Origin of the sequence: Treponema sp. UBA7570 (assembly GCA_002477955.1) — a bacterium.
In the GTDB taxonomy this organism is placed as follows: Bacteria; Spirochaetota; Spirochaetia; order Treponematales; family Treponemataceae; genus Treponema_D.
In genome coordinates this window covers 40590-55671 of the sequence record DLLE01000053.1, presented here as the reverse complement: position 1 = coordinate 55671, position 15082 = coordinate 40590, and the positions used below count along the sequence as shown (strand labels likewise).

12 protein-coding genes are annotated in these 15082 nt (G+C 39.1%); 10 read left to right on the top strand and 2 right to left on the bottom strand.

All coding sequences use genetic code 11. The annotated features are described in order from the left end of the window. The first annotated feature begins 208 nt into the window (after positions 1-208). The 4 genes from hisIE to B4N75_RS06650 all read left to right on the top strand — a co-directional run bounded on the left by hisIE (position 209) and on the right by B4N75_RS06650 (position 3904). Complete coding sequence (gene hisIE, locus B4N75_RS06665; RefSeq protein WP_296016615.1) at positions 209-1510, top strand: bifunctional phosphoribosyl-AMP cyclohydrolase/phosphoribosyl-ATP diphosphatase HisIE; 1302 nt, start codon at positions 209-211, stop codon at positions 1508-1510. 119 nt (positions 1511-1629) lie between these two features. Continuing rightward, positions 1630-2319, top strand: coding sequence for an amino acid ABC transporter permease (locus B4N75_RS06660; RefSeq protein WP_296706942.1), 690 nt, complete (start codon positions 1630-1632; stop codon positions 2317-2319). Positions 2320-2335: 16 nt separating this feature from the next. Further along, positions 2336-3067: an amino acid ABC transporter ATP-binding protein gene (locus B4N75_RS06655; RefSeq protein ID WP_414717798.1), complete on the top strand. Its 732-nt coding sequence runs from the start codon at positions 2336-2338 to the stop codon at positions 3065-3067. A gap of 51 nt (positions 3068-3118) precedes the next feature. Beyond that, positions 3119-3904 (top strand): transporter substrate-binding domain-containing protein, encoded by a 786-nt coding sequence (locus tag B4N75_RS06650; RefSeq protein ID WP_296706940.1) that lies wholly within the window; start codon positions 3119-3121, stop codon positions 3902-3904. 159 nt (positions 3905-4063) lie between these two features. Here the strand turns inward: B4N75_RS06650 and B4N75_RS06645 are convergent, their stop codons facing one another. Further along, positions 4064-6235: a substrate-binding domain-containing protein gene (locus B4N75_RS06645; RefSeq protein ID WP_296706938.1), complete on the bottom strand. Its 2172-nt coding sequence runs from the start codon at positions 6233-6235 to the stop codon at positions 4064-4066. A 256-nt stretch (positions 6236-6491) separates the two neighbouring features. Here B4N75_RS06645 and B4N75_RS06640 point away from each other — a divergent pair, with 256 nt between their 5' ends. From B4N75_RS06640 to B4N75_RS06630, 3 genes are all read left to right on the top strand, one after another. Then, positions 6492-8171 carry an SGNH/GDSL hydrolase family protein gene (locus B4N75_RS06640; protein ID WP_296706936.1) on the top strand — a complete coding sequence of 560 codons (1680 nt, stop codon included), beginning with the start codon at positions 6492-6494 and terminating at the stop codon, positions 8169-8171. 136 nt (positions 8172-8307) lie between these two features. Continuing rightward, a complete protein-coding gene (locus B4N75_RS06635; RefSeq protein ID WP_296706933.1) occupies positions 8308-8667 on the top strand; it encodes a hypothetical protein in 360 nt (119 codons plus the stop codon). A 181-nt stretch (positions 8668-8848) separates the two neighbouring features. Further along, on the top strand, positions 8849-10522 hold the full coding sequence (locus B4N75_RS06630; protein WP_296706930.1) for a GDSL-type esterase/lipase family protein: 1674 nt from the start codon (positions 8849-8851) through the stop codon (positions 10520-10522). 213 nt (positions 10523-10735) lie between these two features. On the opposite strand, the gene hisD is transcribed toward B4N75_RS06630, so the two are convergent. Further along, entirely contained in the window at positions 10736-12100 is a 1365-nt protein-coding gene (gene hisD / locus B4N75_RS06625) for a histidinol dehydrogenase (protein ID WP_296706928.1), read from the bottom strand. 288 nt (positions 12101-12388) lie between these two features. Between hisD and def the strand changes: the two genes are divergently transcribed. From def to B4N75_RS06610, 3 genes are read left to right on the top strand one after another with little or no spacing between them, the layout of a single operon-like run. Continuing rightward, positions 12389-12970 (top strand): peptide deformylase, encoded by a 582-nt coding sequence (gene def, locus B4N75_RS06620; protein WP_296017126.1) that lies wholly within the window; start codon positions 12389-12391, stop codon positions 12968-12970. Beyond that, on the top strand, positions 12970-13986 hold the full coding sequence (gene fmt / locus B4N75_RS06615; RefSeq protein WP_296706926.1) for a methionyl-tRNA formyltransferase: 1017 nt from the start codon (positions 12970-12972) through the stop codon (positions 13984-13986). The genes def and fmt overlap by 1 nt, the downstream gene beginning before the upstream one ends. Positions 13987-14012: 26 nt before the next feature. Then, positions 14013-15071: a PASTA domain-containing protein gene (locus B4N75_RS06610; protein ID WP_296017141.1), complete on the top strand. Its 1059-nt coding sequence runs from the start codon at positions 14013-14015 to the stop codon at positions 15069-15071. The last annotated feature ends 11 nt before the right edge of the window (positions 15072-15082 follow it).

The following is a 15082-nucleotide window of genomic DNA, read 5'->3' as shown; positions in this document are numbered from 1 at the left end:
GTGTGTGCTAAAGCACACGACCGGGCTTGCAGCCCGGATTGGAGCCCCGAAGTTAAAGCACGGAAATTTTTTAATTTTCGTGCTTTAATGCAGCGAACAGCGGAAGGGCGGAAAGCCGGTTCGAGCGGAAATTGCGCTCCTAAATTTAAAAATACTGAAAATCTTTCTCAATTGTAAAACTGTTTTATTTTCGCTAGAATAAGGCATTATGGTAATTGCTTCTATCGACATGAAAGACGGGCACGTTGTCCAGTTAAAAAACGGCAAAGATTTGGTTCTTCAGCGTGATGATGCTGAGGCTTTGATTTCTGATTTTAATAAATATGGTGAAGTTGCTGTAATTGACCTTGACCAGGCTTTGCGTAATACCGATGAAAAAGGCAACACCAAAAATACTGAGCTTTTAAAGCAGATTTTAAGAAAAGGAAATGTTCGTGTTGGCGGCGGAATTCGTTCTGTTAAAAAAGCCCGCGAATTGATTAGCCTTGGCGCGGAAAAAGTTATTGTTGGTTCGGCTGCCTGGAATGCAGATGCTAAAGACGGCGAATCTTTTTTGAACGAAGAATTTTTGCAGGAGCTTTGCGACGCGATTGGAAAACAGCGCGTTATTATTTCGGTTGATGCGATTCACGGAAAAATTGCCGTAAAAGGCTGGACTGAAACGGTTGATATTCCTTTGGTGGAAGGCGCAAAGCAAGCCGAAAAATTTTGCTCTGAGCTTTTATTTACCTGTGTTGAAAAAGAAGGGTGCATGCAGGGGACTGACATGGAGGCTTGCCGTGCCTTGAGGAATGCTGTGAAGTGCCGTCTTGTTGTTGCTGGCGGAGTTAATAATCTTGAACAGATTGTTGAGCTTGAAAAAATCGGTTGCGATGTTCAGCTCGGAATGGCTCTTTATACAGGTGCTGTAAATCTAAAAGATGCTTTTGTAAACTGCCTGAATTATGAAAAGACCGATGGACTTATTCCGGTGATTGCCCAGAGTCCGGCTGGCGAAGTTTTGATGCTCGGTTATGCAAATAAAGAAGCGTTTGAAAAATCTTTTGATACTGGAAGACTTACTTTCTTTAGCCGTACAAAAAATAGGCTTTGGACTAAAGGCGAAGAAAGCCATCATTACCTTGATTTGATAAAAATGCGTGCCGATTGCGACCGCGACACTGTTCTTGCAACGGTTTTTCCAAACGGCGGAGTTTGCCACACTGGTTCTTACACTTGTTTTAACAGCGAGCCTGACGCAAAATCAAATCTTGAACGTCTTTATGCGACAATTGCAGAGCGTTTTGCAAATCCTCGTCCAGGAAGCTACACTGCAACTCTCGACGCTAAGCGTGTGCGAGAAAAAGTAATGGAAGAAGCCGAAGAGCTGACAGACGAGGCAGAATCTCGCGAAGACGTTATTTGGGAAGCGGCCGACCTTGTTTATTTTATGAGCGTTTTGATGTACAAAGAGGGCGTTACTTGGCAGGATGTTTATGACGAACTCGACAGACGCCATAAGGAAAAATAAAAATTCGGCGAAAATTAAGCCATAAAAAAAGGTCATTGCGCCAGTCGAAATGACCTTTGGACTGTAAATTTTTTATTTTTTTGTCTTAATTGCCATTTTTTTAATTGGTTGGAGTGATTGTGAGCGAACATCTCTGGCACATTTTAACTGATTCTTTTTTTAAGATTTTAATTCCTGGTCTTGTTACGACAATTCCGCTTACTGCGATTTCGTTTTTTTTGGCGCTTGTGATTGGAATTCTTACAGCCTTAGTTCAATTTGCAAATATAAAAGTTTTAAAACAGATTGCCCGTTTTTATATTTGGGTTGTTCGTGGAACTCCGATTTTGGTTCAGCTTTATGTTGTTTTTTACGGATTGCCAAATCTTGGAATTATGATTGAGCCTTTTCCGGCGGCGGTTGCGGTTTTTGCGGTAAATGAAGGCGCTTACACGGCGGAAACAATGCGTTCCGCTTTTGAGTCGGTGCCGGACGGACAACTTGAAGCCGGTTATTGCGTTGGACTGAGCTATTTTCAGACATTCTGGAGAATTTTGCTTCCTCAGGCTTTTAGAACTGCCTTTCCGCCGCTTTCAAATTCTTTGATTGCAATGGTCAAAGAAACTTCTCTTGCAGCAAACATTACGGTTACAGAAATGTTTATGGCGACTCAGAGAATTGTTGCCCGAACTTATGAGTCGCTCGCTCTTTACATTGAAGTTGCTCTCATCTATTTGATTTTTTCAACTGTTTTGACATGGATTCAGCGGAAAGCTGAGAAAAAAATCAATTTTTTGTCAGAAAAAGCTTTTGACGGAGAAACGCAGTAAAAATATGACGGAAAAAATTCTTGAATTAAAAAATCTGCATAAGTCGTTCGGAAATTTAGAAGTTTTGAAGGGAATTGACCTGAGCGTAAACAAAGGCGATGTAATTTCGATAATCGGCTCTTCCGGTTCTGGAAAGACAACTTTGCTCCGTTGCCTTAATTTTCTCGAAAAAGCCGATGAAGGCGAACTGGTTTTTGACGGCCAGACTTACGACTTAAAAAAAATGCACAAAAAACAGATAAACGAAATTCGCAAAAAAACAGGATTTGTCTTTCAAAATTACAATTTGTTTAGAAACAAAAATGTCCTTCAAAATGTGACGGAAGGACTGATTGTTGCCCGAAAAATAAAAAAAGAACAGGCGGAAAAAAGCGCAGTTCAAATGCTCAAAAAAGTCGGAATGGAAGACAGGGCAGAATATTTTCCGCACCAGCTTTCTGGCGGACAGCAGCAGCGTGTGGCAATTGCCAGGGCTTTGGCGACCAATCCAAAAATTATTTATTTTGACGAGCCAACGAGCGCGCTTGACCCGGAATTGACCGGCGAAGTTTTGCAGGTAATGAAAAATCTTGCAGAAGAAGGAATGACGATGATTGTTGTAACTCACGAAATGAATTTTGCAAAAAACGTGAGCACCCGTGTTGTTTTTATGGAAAAAGGCAAAATTCTTGAGGAAGCGGGTGCAAAAGAATTCTTTGAATCACCAAAAAATCAGCGTACAAGAGAGTTTATTGGAAAGTTTGAATAAAAAATACGTAAAAGAGTCAAAACAAAAATTGGCTTTTTATGGGAGAATTTTATGAAAAAAAAATTATTTATTTTTGCGGCGGCAGTTTTTTCGGCAGGAATTATGTCTTGCAAAAAAAGCGGGAGCGCCGACCTTTTAAGCCAGATTCAAAAAAAAGGCAAGATTACAATCGCAATGGAAGGAACCTGGGCGCCGTGGACTTACCATGACGAAAAAAATGAACTTGTCGGTTACGATGTCGAAGTCGGCAAAAAAATTGCCGAAAAATTGGGTGTAAAGGCAGAATTTGTCGAAGTTGACTGGGACGGAATTTTTGCGGGAATTGATTCAAAACGCTACGATTTGAGTTTGAACGGCGTAGAAGTAACACAGGAACGCACCTTTAAATACGATTTTTCAGAACCGTACGCATATACACACACTGCTTTGATTGTAAAAAAAGACAACAATTCAATAAAAAAGTTTGAAGACCTAAAAGGCAAAACAACGACAAATTCGCTCGGCAGCACTTATGCAGAATTTGCCGAAAGCCTTGGCGCAAAAGTTGTTACAATCGACTCTTTTGAAGAAACATTGCAGCTTGTTGAACACGGACGGGCCGACGCAACCTTAAACGACAATGCGACATTTTTTTATTACCAAAAAATAAAGCCAGAAAATCCGTTCAAACTTGCAGCGCTGACAGAAAACGCAAGCAAAGTTGCAATTCCAATGCGCAAAGGCGAAGAAACAAAAACATTGCTCGAAGCCGTAAATAAAGCAATCGAAGAATTAAAACAAAGCGGCGAACTTGCCCAAATTTCCCAAAAATACTTTGGCGCAGATTTAACAAAATAGAAAAATGGAGCGCAATTTGCGGTCAATCCGGCTCTGCATGGTTGCGCTGTCCGCTCCATTGTCGGGGCAGATTTAGAAAACTAAACCTGCCCCGACAACTAAAGCCATTCCGATCCGGGCTAGGCTTCCACGGTTTATTCTAGTTTTTCTGACAAAAAATTATTTTCTTTTTAGCCAGTTGCATGGACTTAAACCGGTGTTTTTTTTAAATACATTCGAAAAGTAATTTTGATTTGCAAATCCAAGAGCTGCAGTAACATCAAAAATCGAAAAATTATCAGAAAGAAGCATTTTTTTTGCCTGTTCAATTTTCATCTTTTCATGCAATTCCTGAACAGAGCAGCCTGTAAGTTCTTTTGTTTTTTTTGAAAGGTAGCTTCGGCTAACCATAAAATGTTCTGCGATTTTTTCGAGATTTGTTTTTTCAGAAATATTTTTTTGTAAATAGTCGGTTAAACTTTTTACGGTTATTCGGTTTCTTTTTGATTCAGCTGGATTTTGTTTTTTTAACAGTCTGTTGATTTCTGAAGTTTCAAGTAAAAAATCATTTTTTTCATCAGCTTTTTTTATTCTTACAGAATACAAAGCGTTGCTTAAAAGCAATCTTACAACATCATAATAAGCAATATTTAAAAATTTCATTTCCAAAAAAATGTAACCAAAATATTTATCAGAATGATGCAGCACTTCCAGCATTAATGAATATCTTGTATCCATAAAAAAGCTCTTAGGAAATTGATATGGCTCGTGAATTTTAAACTGCAATTTTTGTTTTAATTCTTCTTTTGGTTCTGGATAGATAAGTCTTATTTTTGTGTCGTTGATATTTGAAGAATTTGACTCGTTTAGGGCAAGAAATGCTTTTGATATATTCATTTCGTTTAATTGCATTTTTAGAAGCTCAATTATTTCATCGAGATCCATTGCATCGCTTAAATCTACAGCATTTTTCGAAATATTATTCAATCTGTATGGATTTTCTCTTTCTGCCAAAGTTTCGTATTTTGTAAAAATTGTAATAAGAGTTCTCATTTGATGAAAAATGCCTTCAATTCTTAAAATTGTTTCAAGATTTTCATTTTTCAAGACAGGAATAAAAATATTTCTAAAACCTGTAACTAGATTTTGAAGGTAAGCTGCATTTGACGAAGCGATATGAGAATATTTTTGCAAATGATTTTGAAACCATTCAAGCATGCAGCTTTTTTCGGGATTTAAATAAACATCATTAAAAAAAGAATTTACCAGATTTTCTATATCAACTTCTTTTTCGGTTTTGAAAATTTCCAAAAGTTTATAAAATAATTTTTGTCTTAACTGTTGTTCTGAAATTTCTGTCTCGTCTTCTGTTAAATCAATTTTTTTTCCTGCATTTTGCACGCTTTTTTCAAAACATCCGCAAGATTGCCTTATGACAAGTGAAGTTTTTACCCTTACAATTTTGCACGTAGAGTTTGGATTCATTATCTTGTCGATTAAAAGTTCAACCGCCATGTAACCGCGCTTAAAATATTCAAGATTGACTGTTGTAACTGGAGTTTTTGCGGTTATTCCGTCGTACCAATTGTTAAAACCTGTAACGGCAATATTTTTTGGAACATTAAAACCGTTTTTTTCCAGTTGATTTATAACTTCTGCTGCAATAATGTCGGTTGTCGTTACAATAGCTTCAATTTCTTTTTTTTGAATGTCATGGTCTTGCAAAAATCGGGTTACGGTGTTTGCAAGAGAAATCACGCTCATGGAATTCGCCATATAAACGGAATTTTCAATTTCTTTTAGCCCATATTTTTTTAATTCGTTTTTATACGCCGAAAGTCGTTTTCTGTGCGGCTCAGAAACGTCTGCTCCTATAAATGCGAATTTTGAATAACCGTGAATTTTTACAAGATGCTCCATAATCATCTGAACTGAGGAATCGCTGTCTATTCTGAGAGCTGTAACTCCAGGAATATCAAGATGTCCTATGTCTATCATTGGGAGCGGTTTTAAACTGTTAAAAGTTTCTAGAATTTTTTCGCTGTCAACAAATTCTCTTAATGAAGAGGCCCAGGTTATTATTCCGTCAAGAAAGGGTTTTTTCATAAAATTGAAATTCTTCATATAGTGATTTACAAAATTTATGTCTTCAAAAAGAGAATATTTTATTGCCGCTCCCATGTTTATAAAGTTTATATCGTAGTCAACGGCGGCTTTCATCATGCCTTCGATGTATTCTAGCGCAATAAAAGAACGAAGGTCGGCAATTCCGGTAAATCCTATTGTAATTCTTTGACCTTTGTTTTTTTGTTCAGTTAAGAATGCTTTTCTTTGGGAAATTTTAAAATTCATATAGTTTTCCGTTTTTTTTATAAAATTTCTAAATCATAATTGCTTTTTTATACATAATTATACTTTGATTTTGCGTAATTGAGTATGTTTTTTTTAATGAATTAGCAGTTTGTTTTTATTTTATACGAAAATGAATACTTTTATACATAATAATCTATAAATGACTTAATAGTTCTGAAAAATACTGGTTTTGTCCAAAAGGTAAAAAGTATATTTTGACTAAGGAAGTTTGTATTTATTTCTAAGGAGGTTTTGTATGAAAAAAATTATAAGAAATATACTTGCAGTTCTTCTTTTTGCAGCAATTTTTTGTCTAAACGGCTGTTCTGATTTAGACGAATCTAATGAAGAGACAGAAATTGAGTCTGGCAGTCAAAATGGTGAGCAGGAAAAAGATGAATCAGACGACGAAAAGGTTTTGAATGCTGAAGCTACTGAATATTTGTTAAAAGCTGGAGATTCTAAAGAATTAACTCTTACAGATATTTCTCTTGCGGCTTCAAAAACGTTAAAAATGGACGGAGAAGCAACCTGGACTGTAGAAAATCCGTATATATGCTCGATAAATTCTTCTGGAAAATTAACTCCGCTTTCTGGTGGCGAAACTGTTGTAACAGGAACTTTATCTTCGGATTCAACGAAAAAAGCAGAGTTAAAAGTAAAAATTGAAGAGCCGAACAGGGGAGTTTCGTCAGATCCGTTTGACCTTAGAACAATTTCTGAAAATATAGATATTTTCTGCTGTGGTGATTCAATTATGAGAGATTATTCTGCCAGCGATTCTGATCAGTATGGCCTTGGACAGGCTCTCAAGGAATTTTTTGATGAAACAAAGGCAAATGTTGTAACTGATATTGCAAACGGCGGCCGTTCTTCAAGACTTTTTTATAATGAAGATTCTCGTTGGCCAGAAGTAAAGCGCCGTATTCAGGCTAATAATGAGGCTGGAAAAAAATCAGTTGTAATTCTTTCTTTTGGACATAATGACCAAAGAGCATTGACTGACTGCGATAAAACTTATGGAGCGCAGTTTACTTTTGCTTCTGAAAATGCAAATGAGACAGTTGCTGGAACTCACTACGACTTTATGGAAAAATATATTGTTGAAGCACGTGAACTTGGAGCGGTTCCAATCTGTGTAACTCCGTTTGTTCGCGGTGATTATTCTGGTTCAGAAGTAAGCGCTTATGGAAAACACGACTGGTCAAACAAAACTATGACAGGAGATTCTACTCCTCGTGGAAATTATCCTGCCGCAATGAAAGCTGCCGCCAAAAAACAGGGCGCAATTCTTGTTGATATGACAGAACTTAGCGCTGTTCGTGTTGCAGAATACAATAATGCAGGCAAGGAAAAATATTTTTATGTAGACAGTGATAACACTCACGAAAGAACACTGGGCGGTCTTGAGCTTGGAAAAATTGTTACAGATGAATTAAAGAAAAACGGATATTTGACTTCTTATATAAAAGATTGTTCGCCAAGAATTATGGTTGATAAGTCAAATCTTGCTTTTGGACGTATTCTTGCAAATGCAACAAAAACAACTTCTTTTAGAATTTCTAATTTTCAAAACAAAAGCGGAACAATTACGATTACTGCTCCTTCAGGTTTTGGGCTTAGCCTTTCTGACAGCGGAAGTTTTGATTCAGTTTTAACGATTGAAACAGATGAAAATTTTATGGGAACTGAAGTATTTATAAAATTTAGTCCAACAGAAGTAATTTCATACAATGGCGATATAACGGTTACTCATTCATCTGTAACTCCTGATTTTGGAAATACTCCGGCAGGAACAGTTGACGGTTCTGCTTTAAAAATTGCTCTTTCAGGCGCAGGGAAAGAATTGTCGGTGTCAGGTACGGATTTTACGGTAAATTGGCCTATGATTTCGGGGGGGGGGCAGCTTTTCGGTTGCCGCAACTTCAACTTCTGAGGATGTTGTTCCCGCAGAAACTAGACTTAATGGTCTTATAAAATCTTCTAATAAAACAATCGGCACAGAAACTTATGCCCGCGTAACAATCGACAATCCCGGCAATGTCTGGCCTGTAAACGACACTGGTGCAAAAATGAACGATGTTTATATTGAATATGAAATTCCAGCCAGTGGTATTGACCTTACAGTAAACGAAATCAGTTTTGACTGCTGTTCTTCTGGTGGTTCATATATGGCTTGGAGCGCTTATTATTCTACAAATGAAGATTTTTCTAATCCAGAGCCAATTTGCGAAATGAAAACTGCTCAAAAAGAAGTTCTATGTTCAAATTCTGCCGGCGGTTCAAAGAATAGTTCAGACGCACTTGGACTTCCTGTAGAAAATGGCAAATCGCTTTATATAAGAGTTTATCCAGCATACAAGGATACAAAGGAAAATGCAGGACGCACATTTATAATTTCTAACGTACTAGTAAAAGGTTTAATCCAATAGAATATGTAAAAAAATAGTAGGTAAGATAAAAACAGCCGAAAATGGCGTCTGTTTTTATCTTTAAAAGTTTGCGTTGCAAACTTTCTTATCATCTGTTGTTTCTCACTTCGTTGCGAAACAACTTAAAAAGTCAAGATTAAAATTGAAGTTTTAATCTTGGCTTTTTTTAGGAGCAAATCAAATGAAAAAAATTGTAAAAATAGCGGCAGTTTTTACGGCTTTAGCTTTGCTGGGAACAGGTTTTATTTCTTGTTCTGACGGAGACGATTCTTCTTCTGACAACAGCGGAAGCCAGAATCTGGCAACTCCCGAAAATCCAGGCGATTCGACGCCATCTGAGTACGATGATTCGGCACTTTCTGCGGCGACTTTATGGGTTGTTGGTGACTCGACTGTTTGTGATTATGTAAAAGATGGAAAACATACTGACGCAACATATTTTTATCCGCGTTATGGTTATGGAACTCAGTTGGCAAACAACTTGTCGTCTAAGATTACAGTAAGAAATCTAGCTCTTTCTGGCCGTTCTGCAAAAAGTTTTCTTACGGAAGAAAATTACCAGACTTTGATTGCTGAAATTAAGGATGGCGATTTTCTTGTAATTGGGTTTGGCCACAACGATCAAAAATCTGATGACGAAGACCGTTTTGCAAGCGCCGCTGAATCGACAGATACAGAAGGTTCTTTTAAAAATATTCTTTTTAATAAATATATAAAGGTTGTACAGGAAAAAGGCGCAACACCGATTATTTGTTCTCCAATTGTTCGTCTGAGTTCTTCAAACGATTATTCGGGTTCTTATGCCCATATAACTGCTTCGGGGGATTACAGAAAAGCAGCGGAAGAACTTGCAAAAGAAAAATCTGTTCAGTTTGTAGATTTGACGACAATGACAAAAGAAAAATACAAAGAACTTGGCTATGATGAAGCGATTTATTTTCATGCAATGGCTCAAGGAAGTTCTGCCGATTTGCCAAACTTAAAATCAGTTGATGGAACACATATCAATATTTATGGCGCAAAAATGGTTTCGTATTTTTTTGCCATGACAATTTCTCAAAGTTCATGTGCATTAAAACCTTATGTAAAATCAACTTATCTTCCTTCAAAGGATAAAGATCTTGTAAAAAATCCAGACTATGTATTTGTTGATTATGCTGCTCCGGATTTATCAAAATTAAATTCTGTAGAAAACTTAAAGTGTACGTCTGAAGGCTGGTATGGAACTGCTTTTGGCGATTGCGGAGGAGATCCTTCTGCTGCTTCAAATGGATTTTTTGCACAGGAAACTTCAGCAGGAGTTTTTAAGGTTGGCCAGACAGGGACGGCCTCGCCAAAAGGAAAAATAACTTCTTCGGCAGACGGTTTTGCTTTTGCTTTTAAACAGATTCCTGTAAGCAAAAACTTTACGCTTACTGTAAAAGCAAAAGTTTTAGTATCGGTGGCTGGTAAAAATCAGGCGGGCTTTGGTTTAATGCTTCGCGACGACTGCTATGCTCCAAACAAAATTGCGGTAAGCTCAAACTATGTATCTGCAGGACTTTATGCAGATTCTGCAAGTTCTTGTATTGCAAACTGGAAGAGAGAATCTGGTTCTTTAAAAGTTTCTGAAAACAAAATTTCGGCTCTTTATAATAACGACGAAACCGCAGAATTTTCAATTGAAAGAGTTGGCCAGGTTGTAAAAGTTAAGACTGTTTATAAAGGCAATGCTTACGAAACCACTTACACGGATTTTGATTTTGTGGCAAAAGATTCTGATTACTTTTATGCAGGCATGTTTGGAACTCGTGGAACTTGTGTGGAATTTACCGATGTTGTCTTGACAATAACTGGCGAATCTCAAGGCGCATAAGGCTCGAATTTATTTTGGAGCGCAATTTGCGGTCAATCCGGCTCTGCATGGTTGCGCTGTCCGCTCCATTGTCGGGGCAGATTTAGAAAACTAAACCTGCCCCGACAACTAAAGCCATTCCGATCCGGGCTAAGCTTTCCGGTTTATTCTAGTTTTTCTGACAAAAAATTATTTTCTTTTTAGCCAGTTGCATGGACTTAGACAGGTGTTTTTTTATTCAAGTCTTAAGCGGGCTGCATGTGCGTGGCCTGCAAGTCCTTCGGCGTCGCCAAGGTGTCCTGCGGCTTTTGCAGAAGAAACTGCGCCTTTTGAGCCTGGAATTGTGCGTAAAGTTGTGACTGTTTTTAAGAATACACGTACGCTCAAGCCGCCTGTAAAACGTGCGCTTCCAGAAGTAGGAAGAGTGTGGTTTAGTCCTGCTGAGTAGTCGCCAAAAACTTCTGCGCTGCCGTGTCCCAAAAAGAGCGAGCCGTAATTGTGGCAAAGTTCTGCGATTTTGTCGCGTGTTGTTCCTTCGTCCATTGCAAGTTCGAGGTGTTCCGGGGCTTTTCGGTTCGCGGCTTCTGCTGCCTGTTCAATATTGTCGCAGAGAATGATTGCGCCGCAGTTTTCGATTGATTTTTCCGCCGTTTCTTTTGTTTCGAGGACTTTAAGCTGCTTTTCGATTTCGGTTTGTACCGCCTGTGCAAGTTCTTTTGAATCTGTTGCCAGAATTGGTTGTGCAACAATGTCGTGCTCAGCCTGCGCAAGAAGGTCGGCTGCAACCCATTCTGGATTTGCCGATTTGTCTGCAATGATAAAAACTTCTGTCGGACCTGCAACCATGTCGATTCCGACTGTTCCGTAAACCAGTTTTTTTGCTTCTGCAACAAATTTGTTTCCTGGACCTACGATTACGTCTGTGCGAGGAATTGACTGTGTTCCAAAAGCAAGTGCTCCGATTGCCTGTGCTCCGCCGCAGGCGTAAGCCTTTGTAACGCCGCAAATATATGCCGCCGCCATAATATTTTCGTCAGCATAAGGTTTTCCGCCGACAAAAGGAGAGCCCGGAATTCCAGTTCCTGCTTTTTGCGCGGCTTCTCTGTCGTCAGGATGAACTCTTGGCGGTGTGCATAGAACAATTTCCTTTACGCCTGCCGCAACTGCCGGAGTGACTGTCATTACAACTGTGCTTACGAGCGGAAATCGTCCTGCCGGAACGTAAACACCTGCTTTTTCGACAGGAATGTTTTTCTGGCCGGTAAAAAGGCCAGGTTCAAGTTCAACTTCAAAATTGTCAAAAGATTCGCGCTGTTTTTTTGCAAAGCGAAGCGCAAGGTCGTGGCTGTAGCAGAGCGATTTATAAAGTTCTGGATTCTCTTTTTGCATTTTTTGAGCGGCAGATTTTAATTCTGACCGAGGAATTTCGAGCGAAGAAGGCGCGCTTACGTCAAATTTTGTGCCGTATTCTAAAAGCGCTTTGTCGCCGTTTGTTTTTACGTTAAGAAGAATGTCTTTTACAATGTCGATTGAAGAGCCAAAGTCGCGTCCGTTAAAAAAATCGTCTTTTAAATCTTTATAGTTTATGATTTTAATCATCTGTATGCTCCAGAAACATTTTGCAATTTTAGAACAGTCTATTGAATTTTGCGCTTTGTTGCTAGAGAAAGAGTTTTTGGAAAAAATTCGCAGGGCGCGAGAAACGACTTTTATTAACAAAAAATCTTAGCCCCGGCTGGAATGGCGCGCAGCGTCCGGCTTTTGCCGGATAAAACCATGCAAGACGGGCCGCGGCAGGTGTTTTGTGCTCCAAATTTTTATCTTATAGAAAAAAAACGCTTTTTGTGGTAGGCTGAACCCGAAAATTCTGTTTTTTTGAAGGTTTTTATGAAAATTTACAAACTAGGCGAAGAGGTTATCCGTCAAAAATGTGTTCCGGTTGAGCCGGCTGAAATTAACGATGAAATGCGCAGTTTTTTTAACGAAATGTTTGATACGATGGACGAGGCTCAGGGCGTTGGGCTGGCAGGTCCGCAAGTTGGCGTTTCTAAAAGATTTTTTGTAATCACTGTTGATGATGGTGTGCGCCGGGTTTTTATAAATCCGCAGATTGTTTATACTAGCAACGATCTGTGCGATTATGAGGAAGGCTGTCTTTCGCTTCCGGGTTTTGAAGAAAAAATTAGAAGACCTTCAAAAGTTACAGTTTCGGCCTTAAATGAATTCGGCAAGCCTTTTACTCTTGAGGCGGACGGTCTTTTGGCCCGCTGTATTCAGCACGAAAATGACCATTTGGACGGAATTGTTTATATTGACCGCGGCGATCCTGAGTTTGCCGCAAAAGTTACCGCTCAGATGAAAAAGCGGCTTGAACGCGCTCAGAAAAAAGAAGCGGAAAAAGCAAGAAAAGCGGCTTCGATCGCTGCAAAAATTGCCGCTAAACAGGCAGCAAAGGAAAGTAAAAAATAGTGAAGATTTTATATGCGGGCTCACCATTGGCGTCGGCCATGGTTTTAAGGAATTTAATTGAATTTTCTCGTTCTGATGAGGGCAAATGTCTTGGAGTCGAAATTGTTGGAGTTTTGACAAATGTTCCGTCGGCTCGCGGGCGTAAAAAAGATTTGATTCCTACAGAAGTCGCTGTTTGCGCAAGAGAAAATGACATTCCTGTTTTGGAATTTGAGCATCTTCTTGCAGAGGCTCGTGAATCGGTTTGCGCTTTAAAACCTGAACTTTTGGTAACTTTTGATTATGGCCGGATTTTTGGGCCAAAATTTCTTGAGCTTTTTGCCCTTGGCGGAATAAACTTGCATCCGTCAGCACTGCCAAAACACAGAGGCTGCACTCCTGTTCCTGCCGCAATTCTTGCCGGAGAAAAACAGCTTGGCGTTACTGTGCAGAAAATCGCGTTAAAAACTGACGAAGGCGACATTCTTGCTCAAAGCTTTGTGGATTTGGACGGAACAGAAACAACTTTGGGCTTGATGGACGGAGATGGAAAAAACAGCCCTGTTGTAGAAGCCGGAACTCAGCTTTTTATTCAGGTTTTAAAAAATTATGCAAACGGAAGATTTGACGGAAAAGCTCAGCAGGGCGAAAGCGACTATACTCCGTTTATAAAAAAAGAAGACGGACTTATTGACTGGAATAAAACGGCTGTGGAAATTGACCGACAGATTCGCGCCTTTATTCCCTGGCCGTTGTGTTTTACTGCTTGCCATGGCATAAAGCTTTCTATTTTGAAGGCGGAGCCAGGAAAACTGGATGCAAATTCTTTTGAAAATAGCGAAAAAATTCAAAATGTTCCGGGAACTGTCCTGCCTTACCGGAAAAATGTTGGAATCGAAATTGTCTGTGGTGGCGGAACTGTGCTTGCTGTTAAAGAACTTCAATGGCAGGGCAAAAAAAATATGGATTACAAAAGTTTTATGAACGGTGCGCGGGACTTTATAGGCTGCGTTCTTGATGATAAAATCAATTTCTAGGAAAATAAAAAAATTAGGAAGATTTTATGAAAATCAAAGGATTTTTTTCTAAACTTTGGCAAAAAATTAAAAATTTCAATATTCAGAATTGCCGTGTAAGTTTTATAAAGGGAATGGAAAATTTGCAGGCAAACGGCAAGGCTCTTTTTGTTACTATAATTCTTGCAGTTATTGTAATGCTTTTGACTTGTCTTGCAGTTTTTTTTGCGACTGTAAAAGGTCCGGAAAAGGTTTTGGTTCCAGAAGTTGAAGGAAAGGAATTGGCTCAGGCTCTTTTGGAAATGCAGGTAAAGGAATTGTATCCGAAAATTCAGCTTCGTTATGACGAGCAGCCGTCTGGAACAATTATTTCTCAGTCGCCGTCTTCCGGAGCAATCGTAAAAGCCGGAACACGCGTAAATCTTACTGTCAGCCGCGGAGCAATCGTTTCGGAAGTTGGCAATTATATTGGTCAGAAATATGATAACTTAAAAATTGATTTGACAACGATGTTTACAGGTTCTTCCCGGCCGCTTATTTTGCTTGCAGAACCTGTTTACAAGGCTTCTCTCGAAGAAGCTGGCACAATTCTTGAACAGGAGCCGCCTGCCGGAACAAAAATTTCTAATCCTGTTACGGTTAATTTGATTGTCAGCCGCGGTCCAAGCTTTGACAACACTGCCGTTCCTAGACTTATCGGAAAATCTGTAAAAGAAATGCTCGCTCTCTTGCCAAATTTGCGCGTTGTTCTTGATTTTTCTGCTCACAAGGCTGCAAAAGACGAAAAAGAAAATTCAGTTGTGAGCCAGCAGAAATTTGACAGCCAATATATTGAAAATTACACAAGAATGTCTGTCGAAATGGCATTTCCGGTAAAACCAAAAGACGATTTGATTTATGGAATTTTTGAAACTGAGCTTGCTCAATTCCCTTATCCAGTAGCAATGACGGTTGAATGTATTGAAAGCAACGGTCAGCGCAGTCAGCTTGTGGCGCTAAACCATACAGGCGGACATTTCTCGGTTCCTTACGCAGTAACAGAAGGAAGCGAATTGATTTTGCGTGTTGCTGGAAAAGTTGCAAAACGCGTAACAATAAACGAATAGTTTTGAGTGGA